The following is a 14,229-nucleotide window of genomic DNA, read 5'->3' on the forward strand; positions in this document are numbered from 1 at the left end:
GGAGCGAACTACATGGATGCGCAAACTCGTCGAGCCCAGGCGTTCAAGGCCTTGCACGAACGTGAAGGGGCTTTTGTCATTCCCAACCCGTGGGATGCCGGTTCGGCCAAGATGCTGGCCAGCCTCGGTTTTGAAGCCCTGGCGACCACCAGTGCCGGCCACGCCTTTTCGTTGGGCCGGCCCGATGGCGCGCTGGGCCTGGAGGACACGCTGGCCAATGTGCGGGCGATTGTGGCGGCCACCAACCTGCCCGTGGCCGTGGACCTGGAGAACGGTTTTGCCGATGCCCCCGACGATTGCGCGCGTAATCTGCTCCGTGCGGCGGGGGCCGGTGCGGTGGGTGGTTCGATCGAAGATGCCACGGGGCGCGAAGACAGCCCGATCTATTGCTTCGACCATGCCGTGGCGCGGGTCAAGGCCGCCGCCGAGGCCGTGCGCAGCTTGCCGTATCCCTTCCTGCTGACGGCCCGGGCGGAGAACTTCCTGCATGGCAATCCGGACCTGGACGACACCATTCGCCGCTTGAAGGCCTTCGCAGACGCGGGGGCCGACGTGTTGTACGCCCCGGGGCTGAGCAGCGCCGAGCAAGTGCTCGCGGTGGTACAGGCCGTGGCGCCGAAACCGGTGAACGTGCTGATGTCCGGGGCGCTGGACCTGACGGTGGCGCAGTTGAGCGAGTTGGGCGTCAAGCGCATCAGCGTCGGATCGGCGTTGGCCCTGGCGGCGTATGGCGAGTTCTTCCGCGCCGCCGAGGAAATCCAGCAACAAGGCACGTTCACCTTCACGCGCCGCTCGATGCCGTTCAAGCAGGCCAATCAATTATTCAAGGGTTGAGGCCCGAGGCAACGTCGTGCGGTTTTTGAAAGTTCTTGCGGTAGTGGCACTGCTCGTTGGCGTTGCAGTGCTGGGGGTATGGCGTGGCTGGGTGGCGCTGCCGCCCCAATGGAATCCCTGGGCGCCCCTGGACGTCAACCTTGCGCCCAACCTGCTGACCCGCTTCAAGCTCATGGCCCTGCGCAATGACCCACAGCTGTGCGACCAGGCCCTCGCCACCTCGGGGCTGCGCACCGCCCGCCAGGCGGACAGCGGCGCCAATTCGACGTGCCCGCTGACCAATGTGCTGAGGGTGCAGGGTGGTGAAGTGGCGCTGAGCAGCAGTTTCCTCGCCAGTTGCCCACTGGCCGTGGCCTTCGCGCTGTTCGAGCGCCATGGGTTGCAGCCGGCGGCAATGGCGGTCTACGGGCAGAAAGTGACGCGGGTCGATCATCTCGGCAGTTTCGCCTGTCGCAACATGTATGGCCGTGAGAGCGGCTCGCGCAGCCAGCACGCCACCGCCAGTGCGTTGGACATCGCTGGGTTTCGCCTGGCCGATGGCCGCACGGTCAGCGTGCTCAAGGACTGGCCCAAGGACGATGCCGATGCGCGGTTTCTGCGTCAGGCCCGCGACGGCGCCTGCGATATGTTCAGTGTGGTCTTGAGCCCGGATTACAACGCGGCGCACCGCAACCATTTTCATCTGGACGTGGGGCCATGGTGGATCTGTCGTTGATTTAAGCGGCGATACGCAGGTTCTGCAGCACGATCGGACGTGCCCAGCGGGTGTCGAAATCCAGTTGTTTCTGCTGCGCCACCAATTCCTCTTCCGGGAAGGGCGGGAACGGCTTGTCCAGCAGGTCGAGTTCGAACTCGGCGATTGGCAGGTGCAGTGGGCGCGGTTGCGGTGCCGGACCGGGTTCCGGCAGCGGTTGGCCGGCGGTGAGGACGAGTGGGCGAACCCAGTTGCTTTCGAAGGTCTGCTGTTTTTGCTGGGCCGCGATTTCTTCGGCTGGGAAGGGCGGGAAGGGCTTGTCCAGCAGGTCGAGTTCGAATTCGGCGATGGGCAGGAACAGCGGCTCAGGCGGCTTGACCGGGGTTTCGGTCACTTCGCAGGTGCGCTGGCTGACGATGTGCTCCAGCAGTTCGGCGCCGAGGGTCGGTTCAACGGCCTCATCGAGGGCCACTGGCTGGTAGCTGCCAGGTGCCGGTGCGTTATCATCCAGTTGATCGGCCAGGGCCCGGGCAAAAAAATCCTGCCACAGGTGACTGACGCCGCTCAGCGCTTGGGTGTTACGCAGGCTGTAATCGCCGTAAGGGGAGATAACGCCTATCGATGTGGATTGAATGTCTGACATTTTTCTCGGTCGACGCTCAGCTCTGGCAAAATGCCGTTCACCGTTGTTATCGGCCGTTTTTGCCGATCCTTAATTTTTTGAGCATGTTTCCAAGAATGAACAACTTCCATGAGTGAGCAACCCGCAGTTTGCCGCATCCATGTCGAGGCCCTGGCCCCGGCCTTCCAACCGCAGGCCGAGCACTGGGCTGAGCGGCTTGGCCTGCCTTTGCAAGTGGACGATGGCGAGTTTGCCTTGCAGGTCGGCGAGCAGGGGTTGCAGTTGCAGCAACTGGGCCCGGACGCGCCAGGACCGGTGCGGGTGGACTTCGTCGAGGGCGGAGCGGCCCATCGTCGTTTGTACGGCGGTGGCAGCGGCCAGATGATCGCCAAGGCCGTCGGCATTGCCCAAGGTGTGCGTCCGCGGGTGCTGGATGCCACGGCCGGGTTGGGCAAGGATGCGTTTGTGCTGGCCAGCCTGGGCTGCGAAATGAGCCTGATCGAGCGTCAACCGCTGATTGGAGCCCTGCTGGAGGATGGCCTGGCCCGCGCGGCGGAGGACTTCGACGTGGCGCCGATCGTGGCGCGCATGCGTTTGCTCAAGGGCAACTCCATCGAGGTGATGCGCAACTGGGAAGGCGAGCCGCCCCAGGTGATCTACCTGGACCCGATGTTTCCCCATCGAGAGAAAACCGCCCTGGTGAAGAAGGAAATGCGCCTGTTCCGCCCTCTGGTGGGCGATGATCCGGACGCCCCGGCGCTGCTTGCTGCGGCCCTGGCCCTGGCGACCCACCGGGTGGTGGTCAAGCGCCCGCGCAAGGCCCCGTGCATCGAAGGGCCGAAGCCGAGCCATGGGCTCGATGGTAAATCCAGTCGCTACGACATCTACCCCAAGAAAGCGCTCAAGCCCTGAACTGTGGGAAAAGGTGTTCTGGGGGAGGAGAATGATCTGTGGGAGCAAAGCTTGCTCGCGATGAACGATGACGCGGTCTTCTGAGAGATCGCGCCGCCGCCATCGCGAGCAAGCTTTGCTCCCACAGGTCCATCTCAGTCAGAGCAAGCTTTGCTCCCACAGGTCCACCTCAGTCAGAGCAAGCTTTGCTCCCACAGGTCCACCTCAGTCAGAGAAAGCTTTGCTCCTACAGGTCCACCTCAGTCAGAAAAAACTGTGGCAGGCCTAAGGCCGATAAGCCCGCACAAACAACCCCACCACTTCCTGCACATGGGCCTCGGCTGCAGCAGGTTCCAGTGGCGCGCCGCAGCCATACAACAGGCGGAAGTTCGCCGCGCCCTTGATCAGGCAGAAAAAATGCTCAGCGGCATTGCGCGGTTTGTCGATGCACAGGGCACCGCTCTGGTTGACCTTGGTCAGCAGGCGTTCCATGCCTGAGAGCATCCGCTGCGGGCCGGCTTCGAAGAAAATCGCCGAGAGTTTCGGATCCTGGCTACCCAGGGCCATGATCACCCGATGCAGGTTCACCGACTCCTCGCTGCTGATGAGCTGGTGAAAACCACGGGCGATGTTCAGCAGCACGTGCTCGATCGGAACGCCGTCCTGCCATTCGAAAAACAGCGGCGGCACCTGTTCTTCGCACTTGGCGATCACGGCAGCGGAGAACAGCGTCTCCTTGTCGTTGAAGTGACTGTAGACCGTCAGCTTCGAGACTCCAGCCTCGGTAGCGACGGCGTCCATGCTGGTACTGGCGTAACCCATGCTCACGAACAGGCGCTTCGCCGCGTCGAGGATGGCCTGGCGCTTGGCCAGGTCCTTGGGACGGCCGGGGCCGGAGGGAGTTGGAGGATTGTTCGACATTTCTTCGCTTTAATACTGGACTGGTGAGTTTGCTATTAATAACATACTCGCCAGTATAATTATTCCAAGCACCATTAGCGAAAGGTCACTCGCCATGTTCCGCTATGCCCTGCCCCTCGCCGTGCCAGTCGCCTTGGCTTTTTTATTGTCTGCGTGCGGTCATGACGAGCCGGTGCCCGTCGCCGTGCGCCCGGTCATGGTGGTCAATCCAGAGCCTTCGGCCCAGGCGATGGACAGTTATCCCGGCGAAGTACGAGCCCGATTCGAGCCCGACCTGGCCTTTCGCATTGGCGGCAAGGTGAGCCGACGGCTGGTCGAAGAGGGCCAGCGGGTCAAGGCCAATCAACCACTGGCCGAACTCGATCCCGAAGATGTGCGCCTGCAATTGGAAGCAACCCGTGCCCAGGTTGCCGCCGCCGAGGCCAACCTGAACCTGGTCCGCGCCGAGCGTGACCGCTACAAGACCTTGATGGAACGGCAGATGGTCAGCCGCTCCCAGTACGACAACGCCGAAAACCTTTACCGCTCCGGCACCGCGCGGCTCAAGCAGATCAAGGCCGAGTTCGATGTCGCCAACAACCAGGCCAGCTATTCGGTGCTGCGTGCGCCCCAGGATGGCGTCGTCGCTCGGCGTTCGGTAGAAGTCGGGCAGGTGGTGGCAGCCGGGCAAACCGTCTTCACCCTGGCCACCGACGGTGAGCGTGAAGTGCTGATCAGCCTGCCGGAACAGGGTTTTGGCCGGTTCAAGATCGGCCAGCCGGTTTCGGTCGAGCTGTGGAGCCAGCCCGACCAGCGTTTCAGCGGACGCATTCGCGAACTGTCGCCAGCCGCCGACCCCAAGTCCCGCACCTTCGCCGCCCGCGTGGCCTTCACCGCCGGCAGTGTTCCGGCCGAGCTGGGCCAGAGCGCGCAGGTGTTTATCCAGACCGCCGACAAGGTGCCGCTGTCGGTGCCGTTGTCGGCCCTGACGGCTGAAAACGGCGCGACGTATGTCTGGGTGCTCAACGCCAACAACACCCTGAAAAAAGTCCCGGTGCGGGTCGGCGCCTTCGGCGAAAAGACCGTTCCGGTGCTGGAAGGCCTCAGCCCCGATGATTGGGTGGTGGCGGCCGGTGTGCATGTGCTCCTCGACGGCCAGCAGGTGCGGCCGGTGGATCGCTCCAACCGCGTGGTCAACCTGACGGCCAAGGAGTAATCCCCGATGGGTTTCAATCTTTCCGAATGGGCGTTGCGCAACCGCCAGATCGTACTGTTCCTGATGCTGTTGCTGGCCATCGTTGGCGCGCTTTCCTACACCAAGCTTGGCCAGAGCGAAGACCCGCCGTTCACCTTCAAGGCCATGGTCATCAGCACCAACTGGCCGGGCGCCACGGCCGAGGAAGTCTCGCGGCAGGTGACTGAGCGCATCGAAAAGAAGCTCATGGAAACCGGCGATTACGAAAGGATCGTCTCGTTCTCCCGGCCGGGCGAGTCCCAAGTGACCTTCATGGCACGCGACTCCCTGCATTCGGCGCAGATTCCCGAGCTGTGGTACCAGATCCGCAAGAAGATCAGCGACATCCACCACACCTTGCCGCCGGGTATCCAGGGGCCATTTTTCAACGATGAATTCGGCACCACCTTCGGCAATATCTACGCGCTGACCGGCGATGGTTTCGACTACGCCGTGCTCAAGGACTACGCCGACCGCGTCCAGATCCAGCTGCAACGGGTCAAGGACGTGGGCAAGGTCGAACTGCTCGGTTTGCAGGACGAGAAGATCTGGATCGAGCTGTCGAACGTGAAGCTGGCGACCCTTGGCCTGCCCTTGGCGGCGGTCCAGCAGGCCCTGGAAGAACAGAACGCCGTATCGACCGCCGGCTTCTTCGAAACCGGCAGCGAGCGATTGCAGCTCCGGGTTTCCGGGAATTTCCAGACCGTGGAAGAGATCCGCAACTTCCCGATCCGGGTCGCCGATCGTACGTTCCGTATCAGTGATGTGGCCGATGTGCGCCGTGGCTTCAACGATCCACCGGCGCCACGCATGCGTTTCATGGGCGAAGACGCCATCGGCCTGGCCGTGGCCATGAAGGACGGCGGTGACATCCTGGTGCTGGGCAAGGCCCTTGAGGTCGATTTTGCCCGTATCCAGGACACGCTCCCGGCCGGCATGCAATTGCGCAAGGTGTCGGACCAGCCGGCGGCGGTGAAGACCGGGGTGGGTGAGTTCGTCCAGGTGCTGGTGGAAGCGCTGACGATTGTGTTGCTGGTGAGCTTCTTCTCCCTGGGACTGCGCACCGGGATGGTGGTGGCCCTGGCGATCCCGCTGGTGTTGGCGATGACGTTCGCCGCGATGTATTACCTGGGGATCGGCCTGCACAAGATTTCCCTCGGCGCGCTGGTATTGGCGCTGGGGCTGCTGGTGGACGATGCGATCATCGCCGTGGAGATGATGGCGATCAAGATGGAGCAGGGTTTCGACCGGATCAAGGCCGCCAGCTTTGCGTGGACCAGCACGGCGTTCCCGATGCTCACCGGTACGTTGATCACCGCGGCCGGCTTCCTGCCCATCGCCACTGCGCAATCGGGTACTGGCGAATACACCCGTTCGATTTTCCAGGTCGTGACCCTGGCATTGGTGGCGTCCTGGGTGGCTGCGGTGGTGTTTGTGCCGTACCTGGGGGAAAAGCTCCTGCCGGACCTGGCGAAAATTCACGCGGCCAAACATGGCACGGCTGACGGCCAGACCGACCCGTACGGCACGCCGTTCTATCAGCGTGTCCGGCGGATGGTGGAGTGGTGCGTGCGTCGCCGCAAAACCGTCATCACCTTGACCGTGCTGTTGTTTATCGGCTCGGTGGTGTTGTTCCGTTTCGTGCCGCAGCAGTTCTTCCCGGCATCGGGGCGGCTGGAGCTGATGGTCGACCTGAAACTGCAGGAAGGCGCCTCCCTGAGCAACACCGCCGAGCAGGTCAAGCGCCTTGAAGCGCTGCTCAAGGACCATGCCGGCATCGACAACTACGTGGCGTACGTGGGCACCGGTTCGCCGCGTTTCTACTTGCCGCTGGATCAACAATTGCCGGCGTCCAGCTTCGCCCAGTTCGTGGTGCTGGCCAAGACCATCGAAGACCGCGAACCCCTGCGCAGTTGGTTGATCAGTACCCTGAACGAACAGTTCCCGACCCTGCGCTCGCGGGTCACGCGCCTGGAAAACGGCCCGCCGGTCGGTTATCCGGTGCAGTTCCGCGTCACGGGCGAGCACATCGAAAAGGTTCGCGCCCTGGCGCGCAAAGTGGCGGCGAAAGTTCGCGAAAACCCTTACGTGACCAATGTGCACCTGGACTGGGAAGAGCCGAGCAAGGTGGTGTACCTGAACGTCGATCAGGACCGTGCCCGAGCCCTGGGCGTGAGCACTGCCAACCTGGCGAGTTTCCTGCGCAGTTCCCTCACCGGCTCCAGCGTCAGCCAGTATCGGGAAGACAACGAACTGATCGAGATCCTGCTGCGCGGCACGCTGCATGAGCGCACCGAGTTGTCGTTGCTGCCGAGCCTGGCGGTGCCGACTGACAACGGCAAGAGCGTGGCCCTGTCGCAGATCGCAACCCTGGAGTACGGCTTCGAAGAGGGCGTGATCTGGCACCGCAACCGCCTGCCGAGCGTGACCGTACGGGCCGATATCTACGGCAAGGAACAACCGGCGACCCTGGTGCAGCAGATCTTCCCGACCCTGGAGCCGATTCGTGCGCAACTGCCGGATGGTTACCTGCTGGAGGTGGGCGGTACGGTAGAGGATTCGGCCCGCGGCCAGAAATCGGTGAACGCCGGTGTGCCGCTGTTCATCGTGGTGGTGTTGACCTTGCTGATGCTGCAACTGCGCAGTTTCTCCCGCACGGCCATGGTGTTTCTCACCGCGCCGCTGGGGTTGATCGGTGTCACGCTGTTCCTGTTGATGTTCCGCCAGCCGTTTGGTTTCGTCGCCATGCTCGGCACGATCGCGCTGTCGGGGATGATCATGCGCAACTCGGTGATCCTGGTGGATCAGATCGAACAGGACATCAAGGCGGGGTTGGCGCCCTGGCAGGCGATCATCGAAGCGACAGTACGCCGCTTCCGTCCGATTGTGCTCACCGCACTGGCGGCGGTGCTGGCGATGATCCCGCTGTCGCGCAGCCTGTTCTTCGGTCCGATGGCGGTGGCGATCATGGGCGGCTTGATCGTGGCGACGGCGTTGACGCTGTTGTTCCTGCCGGCGTTGTATGCGGCGTGGTTCAGGGTCAAGAAAACCTGATAACCGCGGGTTTCAGTCACATTCTCTGTTGAATGTGCGGCCGCCTTCGCGAGCAAGCCCGCTCCCACAGTCAACCGCGTTCCTCCATGGGAATACGGTCGAATGTGGGAGCGGGCTTGCTCGCGAAGAGGGTGTGACAGTCAGTCAAGAAGCTGGATTGAAAACCCAGATCAGAGGGTGCCGAAAACCTTCTTCGCCAAACTGGTCGCCGCAGCCGCCGGGTTCTGGCGAATGGTGGCTTCCTGCTTGCCGATCATCTCGAACAACCCGTCCAGCGCCTGCTCGGTCACGTAGTTTTCGATGTTGGAGCTTTTGGCGTCCAGCACGCCGAAGGTCGCGGCCTGGCCGGCGAAAGCATTGTATTTCTGCGCCAGGCCGACCTTGTCGGTGGCTTGCTTGACGATCGGCAGGAACTTGGCGCGGATCTGCTCGCGGCTGCTCTTGTTCAAGTATTGCGTGGCGGAGTCTTGGCCGCCGCTGAGAATGCCCTTGGCATCGTCCACGCTCATGTTCTTCACGGCATTGACCAGGATCGGCTGGGCCTGGACCACCGCAGCTTCGGCGGCCTGGTTCATGCTGGTTTCCAGTTGATCGACCTGATCACCCATGCCGAAGGCTTTCATCTTGCTGGCGACTTTGCCCAGCTTGCCTGGCAGTTCGATCTTCACATCCGGGTTGTTGCTGAAGCCGCCGGGGGTACCCAGTTGCTTGACCGCTACCTGCGCGCCTTGGGTCAAGGCGTCCTTGAGACCGCCCGTGGCGTCTTTTTGCGACAGGTCGCCCAGGGACAGGGCCATGGCATTGGCGCAGATCAGCAGGCCTGCGCACAGGCCGGTGAAACGGAGGGTTGAGCGAAGCATGATGGCGTCCTTGAAAAAGTTGGAAAAAGGAATCAGCGTGCGGCGTTGACGCGGATCTTCAACGGCTGCGGATCCTTGCCATCGAGTTGCACGGCGTGTTGTTCGGTGGTGATGAACATCAACTGGCCGTCCACTTCGATGCGGGCGCTCACGGCATAACGATGGCCGGGCTTGACCTGGGCTGGATCATAACTGAGGTGGAACGGCAGCGGGACCTGGCCTTTGATCGGGCCGCTCTGCTCATCGAGCACCACCGCCGGGGCGTCGGCCAGGGAAACGTCCTGCAGGCTCACGCTCAAGGTCGCGTTGGGCGGCAGGGCGATGCGTTGCAGATAGAACACTTCGCCATCGAGGCTCGCGACGGAGGCGGCGGGTGGCGTTGCTGATTGGCATGCGGCCAGTAAGGAAAAGAATGCGAGCAGAACGAGCTTTTTCATTTGGAAGTTCCTTTTTGCTTTGACCTGGCAACGTGTGGGCGCCAAAGCGAATCTGGAGCATCGAGAGGTAAAAATCCAGCCGAAGCGTCACCGCCCAGACGATTCTTCCACCCCTCGATGGGTGAAACTCAAACGCCAAACACGTTGCCTATTCTTGATAGGTGGGTTTATGGAGCATAGGTATTAAACCGAAGACATCAGTATCTCGATCGCCTTCAAGTAATTGCCGCGAGGGTCGACGGTATGATCCATTTTAGTGGTAAAGCGCAGTTCCCCTTCCGTTTCGATACGCGCCCTGACCACATAGGTATGATTTTCGATGACAGCCGATTTCGGCACTCGGAGTTCGAAGGCCAGGCCTGCGGTTTCGGCGTTGTTAATCACGCAAGTCGCAACGGTTTCAGCCGGCGCGTCGGCGACACTGATGTCTTCAAGGGACGCATAGAGAGTCGAGTTGGGAGCCAGGCCGATTTTTTCCAGGTAGTGGGCGATGCAAGAAAGGTAGTAGTGGTTCATCGTAATGTCCTTATATTAAGTTTTTTGCCGTCAGTGGCGCTGGATGACACCAGCAACATGCTGGCGTCGAAGAGATTGGAGGCGCTGCCTCATATCCAATTGAACGTTGCGGACTCAGGAACCAAACGAGAGTGGCTGAGTGTTTTCGGTGTTCGACACGGGCGCAAGGGTCAGATTGACATCAACTTCCTGATCACCACCGTTCCAGATGAAGGTGTGTGGGGTATCAAGAAACACTGGGGTCGGGCCATTGATTTGCACGTTCAGTGAAAACTCTTCCCCTTTGGTGGCAACATCGCCATCAACGGTCAGGCTGACGATCCATGGCATTTTAGGTATTTGGTTGGAGCCACTGCCACCGGAGGTATGCGGTGTTGTGAAGCTGATGTGAGTACCACCGCTTTCAGGCAGTTCATAGCCGTCAGGCAGGTGAATGGATGCTGTAATGGTGTGTAGGCTCATGCTGAATTCCTTTTCAGTACGTCGACATTGACGTGAGCCCATCCTAGAGGCCTGCTCAAGAGTTCTCTGTAGGTCTTTTCTTCGTTTGACGTCGCTTTAGCCGCTCGGCAGCGTCGGAATACTCGCTGGCTGCCCGATCAAACTCACCGGAACTGTTCCATGTTCCTCGGTGAGTGATCGACAACCTTCAGCTGTCGGGGCTGATGGCGACGTCCGCGGCATCTTCACTGCGATGCAGCGCCACCTGGCGGATCGACAGGCGAATTTCCGCTGGCAGCACCCGCTTGGCCGCGCCTTCGGCCAGTTCGCCCAGCAGCTCGTGGTAGCTGAGCTTGCCGGTCTCGTCGCGGCGCAGCACATCGAGGTCGAGCATGGTCTGGATGAAGTGGCGGAACAGGCTCTTGTCGAAGAACTCCGGCGCATTCAGGCCATGCAGGATCGACAGGCGCTGGGCCATGACGGTGCAGAGGTCTTCCAGTTCTTCGGCGCTGATGGTGTTCTGGCCGCTGTTGAGCAGCAGCGAGACGGTCATGTAGAAGCGCTGCAAGGTCTGGGCGATGCTTTTTGACAGCAGGGTCAGCAGCACGAAGTGCCGCGAACTCGGCGCCGGGCGCAGGTACAGGTCATTTTCGAAACGCAGCAGGCCCTGTTCGACGAATGCTTCGAGCCACTGGTCGACCACGCCATCCAGTTCTTCCAGCGACCAGCGAATGAACAGCTCCGATTGCAGGTATGGGTACAACGCATGGGTGTAGCGCAGGATCTGCTCGCGGCTCATGCGCGAGCTGCTCTGGAAGAAGCTCGCCAGCAACGCCGGCAGGGCGAAGATGTGCAGGACGTTGTTGCGGTAGTAGGTCATCAGTACCGCGTTTTGCTCATCCAGGTACAGAATCTTGCCCAGGGCATCGCTCTGTTCCGACAGCAGGTCCATGCCTTTCACGTGCTCGATCAGCGCTTGGCCATCGCCTTCGGGCAGGGTGGTGTGGGGCGAGTACGGGACCTTGCGCAGCAACGCCAGGTACAGGTCGAGCACCCGGGCCATGGCGCGGTCGTCCAGGGCCAGGCGGCTGGTGGACAGCAGCGCCAGGGCGACGAGGTTGACCGGGTTGATCGCCGCGGCTTCGTTCAGGTGCCGGGCCACGCGTTCGCCCAAGCGGTGGGTGGTCGCGTTGAGCCAGGCCGGTTTGAATTGCGGGCCCAGTTCCTGTTGGCGCCAATCCGGCTGTTCGGCGTCGAGGAATTCCGTCAGCTTGATCGGTTCGCCGAAGTTCACCGCCACCTGGCCGAAGCGTTGCTTGAGGGCGCCGATGACCTTGAAGATGTCGAAGATCGATTCTTTTTTCTTACTGGCCCCGCGCAGTTCGCCCAGGTAGGTGCGGCCTTCCAGTACGCGCTCATAACCGATGTAGACCGGCACGAACACGATGGGCATGCGCGAGGAACGCAGGAAGCTGCGCAGGGTGATGGCGAGCATGCCGGTCTTGGGTTGCAGCATGCGCCCGGTGCGCGAACGCCCGCCCTCGACGAAGTACTCCACCGGAAAACCTTTGGTGAACAGCGTGTGCAGGTATTCGTTGAACACGGCGGTGTAGAGCGGGTTGCCCTTGAAGGTGCGGCGCATGAAGAACGCCCCGCCACGGCGCAGCAGGCCGCCGATCACTGGCATGTTGAGGTTGATGCCGGCGGCGATGTGCGGCGGCGTCAGGCCGTTGCGAAACAGCAGGTACGACAGCAGCAGGTAGTCGATATGGCTGCGGTGGCACGGCACGTAGATGACTTCGTGGCCTTGGGCGACCTTCTGCACGCCTTCGATGTGGTTGACCTTGATGCCGTCGTAGATCTTGTTCCAGAACCAGCTCAGCACCACTTCCAGGAAACGGATCGCGGTGTAGGTATAGTCCGAGGCGATCTCGTTGCCGTAGCGCAGGGCCTGGGCCTTGGCTTTTTCGGCGGAGATATTTTCCCGCTCGGCTTGCTCGGCAATCGCCTGCTTGACCAGCGTCTGGTTCAACAGGCCCTTGACCAGGTTGCGCCGGTGGGAAATGTCGGGGCCGATGACCGCTGCTTTCAGATTGCGGAAGTGCACCCGCAGGATCCGTTGGGCCATGCGTACAGTGCGCTCGTGGCCCTTGTCGTGTTCGATCAGCTCGCGCAGGTGGATCGGCGCGGAGAACTGCACGCGGGTCTTGCGCCCCAGGATCATGATGCTCAACAGGCGACGCAGGCGCCCGGTGACGGCCCAACTGTCGGCGAACAACAGTTTCCAGGGGCTGGATTCGCTGTCGGGCGACTGCCCCCAGAACACGCTGACCGGGATGATCTGGGCGTCTTCGGCGGCATTGTGGGTCAGGGCGTTGACCAGCCGCGTCAGGGTAGGCGGCGCACCGCGCTTGTCCTGGCGGCCGATCCAGTCCGGCGCTGGCGTCAGGTAGAAAAACGCCGCCGGCTCCAGCAGGTTGCCCACCGAGACCGGCAGCACCGGACGGGGCAGGCCGGCCTTGGTGCATTCGGTGTCGAGCACCGCCAGGTCAGTGAGCGAAGGATCTTGCAGGACGTAGAACACCGGACGACTGCGGTCGAGGTTGAGGGTGAAGGACGACTGGTTGATCGTCTCGGAGCGAACCCAGAGATACAACAGTCGGCGCAGGGTGCCAAACACAAGACGGCGGAACGGGGAGCGGGTCATACGGCTTCTGCATGAGTGAATGGGATGGGGCGGGCGCCAGTGTGCCGGATTCGCCGAAAATCGGCAAAAAAGCACCGAAGTAAAGTCAGTTGAGAGTTTTCTCGTGTGTCATATACTCGGCCAGTGACTGCCATGGCCTCCCTTATGGACGGCTGGACGGCAGCTAACGTTCGTACGGCTTTCCCTCGAAAAGCCGACTTAAAAATAAGAAGTGGGAGTGAGCATCATGGCAGCACGGGAAACCGGCAGTGTGAAGTGGTTCAACGACGCGAAGGGCTACGGCTTCATCCAGCGTGAAGGGGGGGCGGATGTGTTCGTGCATTACCGCGCCATCCGCGGCGAAGGCCACCGTTCACTGAGCGAAGGCCAGCAGGTCGAGTACGCGGTGGTGGAAGGGCAGAAAGGCTTGCAGGCTGAGGATGTGGTGGGGTTGTAACCCCACTCTTGAAGCCATAGTAGATGCCCTGTGGGAGCAAAGCTTGCTCGCGATAGCGCCCGGTCGGCTTGCACCAATGTTGAATGTACTTCAGCCATCGCGAGCAAGCTTTGCTCCCACAGTGCTCCCACATTTGGCGCTAGGCTGCACCTGAGACTGGCGTCACGCCGTCTTCCAGGTAATCTCTTCTTCCCCATCGGCGCTGATGCGAATCCAGCGATCTGCCGATTCCTCGCCTTCTTCCTCGACCCATGACCCAGGCGCGCAGCGCACTTCGACGTTCAGTGCGGCGAAGGCGGCGCGGGCGCAGGCGATGTCGTCTTCCCACGGGGTCTGGTCACTTTCCAGGTACAGGCTGTTCCATTTGCCCACGGCCTTGGGCAGCCAGGTCACCGGGATATTGCCGGCCTTGCACTTGTAGGTCTGGCCTTTCTGCACCCAGTCGCTGCACGGGCCCAGGGCCTGGCCGAGCCAGGCGGCGATAGCCTTGTGGTCGACGTCGGCGTCTTTGAGGTAAATCTCGATATCGGGTTGGCGCATGGATGTCCTCGCTGCGGTCTTGAAAAATCCATTCGCGGATTTAACGGGGCCCGAGCGGTTGCC

General features: G+C 61.6%; 14 protein-coding genes. 6 read left to right on the forward strand and 8 right to left on the reverse strand.

Translation table 11 applies throughout. From position 1 onward, the window contains the following. Positions 1 to 12 precede the first annotated feature (12 nt). Together AD662_RS05270 and AD662_RS05275 are read left to right on the forward strand one after the other, a co-directional pair. On the forward strand, positions 13 to 834 hold the full coding sequence (locus AD662_RS05270) for an isocitrate lyase/PEP mutase family protein (RefSeq protein WP_053178289.1): 822 nt from the start codon (positions 13 to 15) through the stop codon (positions 832 to 834). 16 nt (positions 835 to 850) lie between these two features. Next, positions 851 to 1,549: an extensin-like domain-containing protein gene (locus tag AD662_RS05275; RefSeq protein ID WP_024617059.1), complete on the forward strand. Its 699-nt coding sequence runs from the start codon at positions 851 to 853 to the stop codon at positions 1,547 to 1,549. Position 1,550: 1 nt separating this feature from the next. Here AD662_RS05275 and AD662_RS05280 read toward each other — a convergent pair whose 3' ends face one another. Then, a complete protein-coding gene (locus AD662_RS05280; protein WP_053185869.1) occupies positions 1,551 to 2,171 on the reverse strand; it encodes a hypothetical protein in 621 nt (206 codons plus the stop codon). A gap of 108 nt (positions 2,172 to 2,279) precedes the next feature. Between AD662_RS05280 and AD662_RS05285 the strand changes: the two genes are divergently transcribed. Next, on the forward strand, positions 2,280 to 3,062 hold the full coding sequence (locus tag AD662_RS05285; protein ID WP_053178290.1) for a class I SAM-dependent methyltransferase: 783 nt from the start codon (positions 2,280 to 2,282) through the stop codon (positions 3,060 to 3,062). 264 nt (positions 3,063 to 3,326) lie between these two features. Here AD662_RS05285 and AD662_RS05290 read toward each other — a convergent pair whose 3' ends face one another. Next, positions 3,327 to 3,962: a TetR/AcrR family transcriptional regulator gene (locus tag AD662_RS05290; protein WP_018603772.1), complete on the reverse strand. Its 636-nt coding sequence runs from the start codon at positions 3,960 to 3,962 to the stop codon at positions 3,327 to 3,329. A 94-nt stretch (positions 3,963 to 4,056) separates the two neighbouring features. Here AD662_RS05290 and AD662_RS05295 point away from each other — a divergent pair, with 94 nt between their 5' ends. Beyond that, positions 4,057 to 5,157, forward strand: a complete 1,101-nt coding sequence (locus tag AD662_RS05295; protein WP_053185872.1) for an efflux RND transporter periplasmic adaptor subunit — start codon at positions 4,057 to 4,059, stop codon at positions 5,155 to 5,157. A gap of 6 nt (positions 5,158 to 5,163) precedes the next feature. Next, positions 5,164 to 8,229, forward strand: a complete 3,066-nt coding sequence (locus AD662_RS05300; RefSeq protein WP_053185875.1) for an efflux RND transporter permease subunit — start codon at positions 5,164 to 5,166, stop codon at positions 8,227 to 8,229. A 170-nt stretch (positions 8,230 to 8,399) separates the two neighbouring features. Here the strand turns inward: AD662_RS05300 and AD662_RS05305 are convergent, their stop codons facing one another. The 5 genes from AD662_RS05305 to plsB all read right to left on the reverse strand — a co-directional run bounded on the left by AD662_RS05305 (position 8,400) and on the right by plsB (position 13,190). Continuing rightward, positions 8,400 to 9,089: a DUF4197 domain-containing protein gene (locus tag AD662_RS05305; RefSeq protein WP_018603766.1), complete on the reverse strand. Its 690-nt coding sequence runs from the start codon at positions 9,087 to 9,089 to the stop codon at positions 8,400 to 8,402. A gap of 32 nt (positions 9,090 to 9,121) precedes the next feature. Then, on the reverse strand, positions 9,122 to 9,526 hold the full coding sequence (locus tag AD662_RS05310; RefSeq protein WP_018603764.1) for a YbaY family lipoprotein: 405 nt from the start codon (positions 9,524 to 9,526) through the stop codon (positions 9,122 to 9,124). A gap of 183 nt (positions 9,527 to 9,709) precedes the next feature. Beyond that, a complete protein-coding gene (locus tag AD662_RS05315) occupies positions 9,710 to 10,042 on the reverse strand; it encodes a YbaY family lipoprotein (RefSeq protein ID WP_053185878.1) in 333 nt (110 codons plus the stop codon). Positions 10,043 to 10,156: 114 nt separating this feature from the next. Beyond that, a complete protein-coding gene (locus tag AD662_RS05320) occupies positions 10,157 to 10,504 on the reverse strand; it encodes a hypothetical protein (RefSeq protein WP_018603760.1) in 348 nt (115 codons plus the stop codon). 187 nt (positions 10,505 to 10,691) lie between these two features. Further along, on the reverse strand, positions 10,692 to 13,190 hold the full coding sequence (plsB, locus tag AD662_RS05325) for a glycerol-3-phosphate 1-O-acyltransferase PlsB (protein ID WP_053185880.1): 2,499 nt from the start codon (positions 13,188 to 13,190) through the stop codon (positions 10,692 to 10,694). Positions 13,191 to 13,416: 226 nt separating this feature from the next. On the opposite strand from plsB, the gene AD662_RS05330 reads away from it, so the two are divergent. Beyond that, positions 13,417 to 13,626 (forward strand): cold-shock protein, encoded by a 210-nt coding sequence (locus AD662_RS05330; RefSeq protein WP_018603757.1) that lies wholly within the window; start codon positions 13,417 to 13,419, stop codon positions 13,624 to 13,626. Positions 13,627 to 13,788: 162 nt separating this feature from the next. Here AD662_RS05330 and AD662_RS05335 read toward each other — a convergent pair whose 3' ends face one another. Then, positions 13,789 to 14,166 carry a hypothetical protein gene (locus AD662_RS05335; RefSeq protein WP_003198200.1) on the reverse strand — a complete coding sequence of 126 codons (378 nt, stop codon included), beginning with the start codon at positions 14,164 to 14,166 and terminating at the stop codon, positions 13,789 to 13,791. Positions 14,167 to 14,229 lie beyond the last annotated feature (63 nt).

It is taken from the genome of Pseudomonas kilonensis (assembly GCF_001269885.1).
Lineage (GTDB): Bacteria > Pseudomonadota > Gammaproteobacteria > Pseudomonadales > Pseudomonadaceae > Aquipseudomonas > Aquipseudomonas kilonensis.

Bases quoted from the DNA above. Each gene is read 5' to 3' on its own strand.
- AD662_RS05270 (WP_053178289.1), top strand. From the start codon at position 13: ATGGATGCGCAAACTCGTCGAGCCCAGGCGTTCAAGGCCTTGCACGAA.
- AD662_RS05280 (WP_053185869.1), bottom strand. From the start codon at position 2,171: ATGTCAGACATTCAATCCACATCGATAGGCGTTATCTCCCCTTACGGC.
- AD662_RS05285 (WP_053178290.1), top strand. From the start codon at position 2,280: ATGAGTGAGCAACCCGCAGTTTGCCGCATCCATGTCGAGGCCCTGGCC.
- AD662_RS05290 (WP_018603772.1), bottom strand. From the start codon at position 3,962: ATGTCGAACAATCCTCCAACTCCCTCCGGCCCCGGCCGTCCCAAGGAC.
- AD662_RS05295 (WP_053185872.1), top strand. From the start codon at position 4,057: ATGTTCCGCTATGCCCTGCCCCTCGCCGTGCCAGTCGCCTTGGCTTTT.
- AD662_RS05300 (WP_053185875.1), top strand. From the start codon at position 5,164: ATGGGTTTCAATCTTTCCGAATGGGCGTTGCGCAACCGCCAGATCGTA.
- AD662_RS05305 (WP_018603766.1), bottom strand. From the start codon at position 9,089: ATGCTTCGCTCAACCCTCCGTTTCACCGGCCTGTGCGCAGGCCTGCTG.
- AD662_RS05310 (WP_018603764.1), bottom strand. From the start codon at position 9,526: ATGAAAAAGCTCGTTCTGCTCGCATTCTTTTCCTTACTGGCCGCATGC.
- AD662_RS05315 (WP_053185878.1), bottom strand. From the start codon at position 10,042: ATGAACCACTACTACCTTTCTTGCATCGCCCACTACCTGGAAAAAATC.
- AD662_RS05320 (WP_018603760.1), bottom strand. From the start codon at position 10,504: ATGAGCCTACACACCATTACAGCATCCATTCACCTGCCTGACGGCTAT.
- plsB (WP_053185880.1), bottom strand. From the start codon at position 13,190: ATGACCCGCTCCCCGTTCCGCCGTCTTGTGTTTGGCACCCTGCGCCGA.
- AD662_RS05330 (WP_018603757.1), top strand. From the start codon at position 13,417: ATGGCAGCACGGGAAACCGGCAGTGTGAAGTGGTTCAACGACGCGAAG.
- AD662_RS05335 (WP_003198200.1), bottom strand. From the start codon at position 14,166: ATGCGCCAACCCGATATCGAGATTTACCTCAAAGACGCCGACGTCGAC.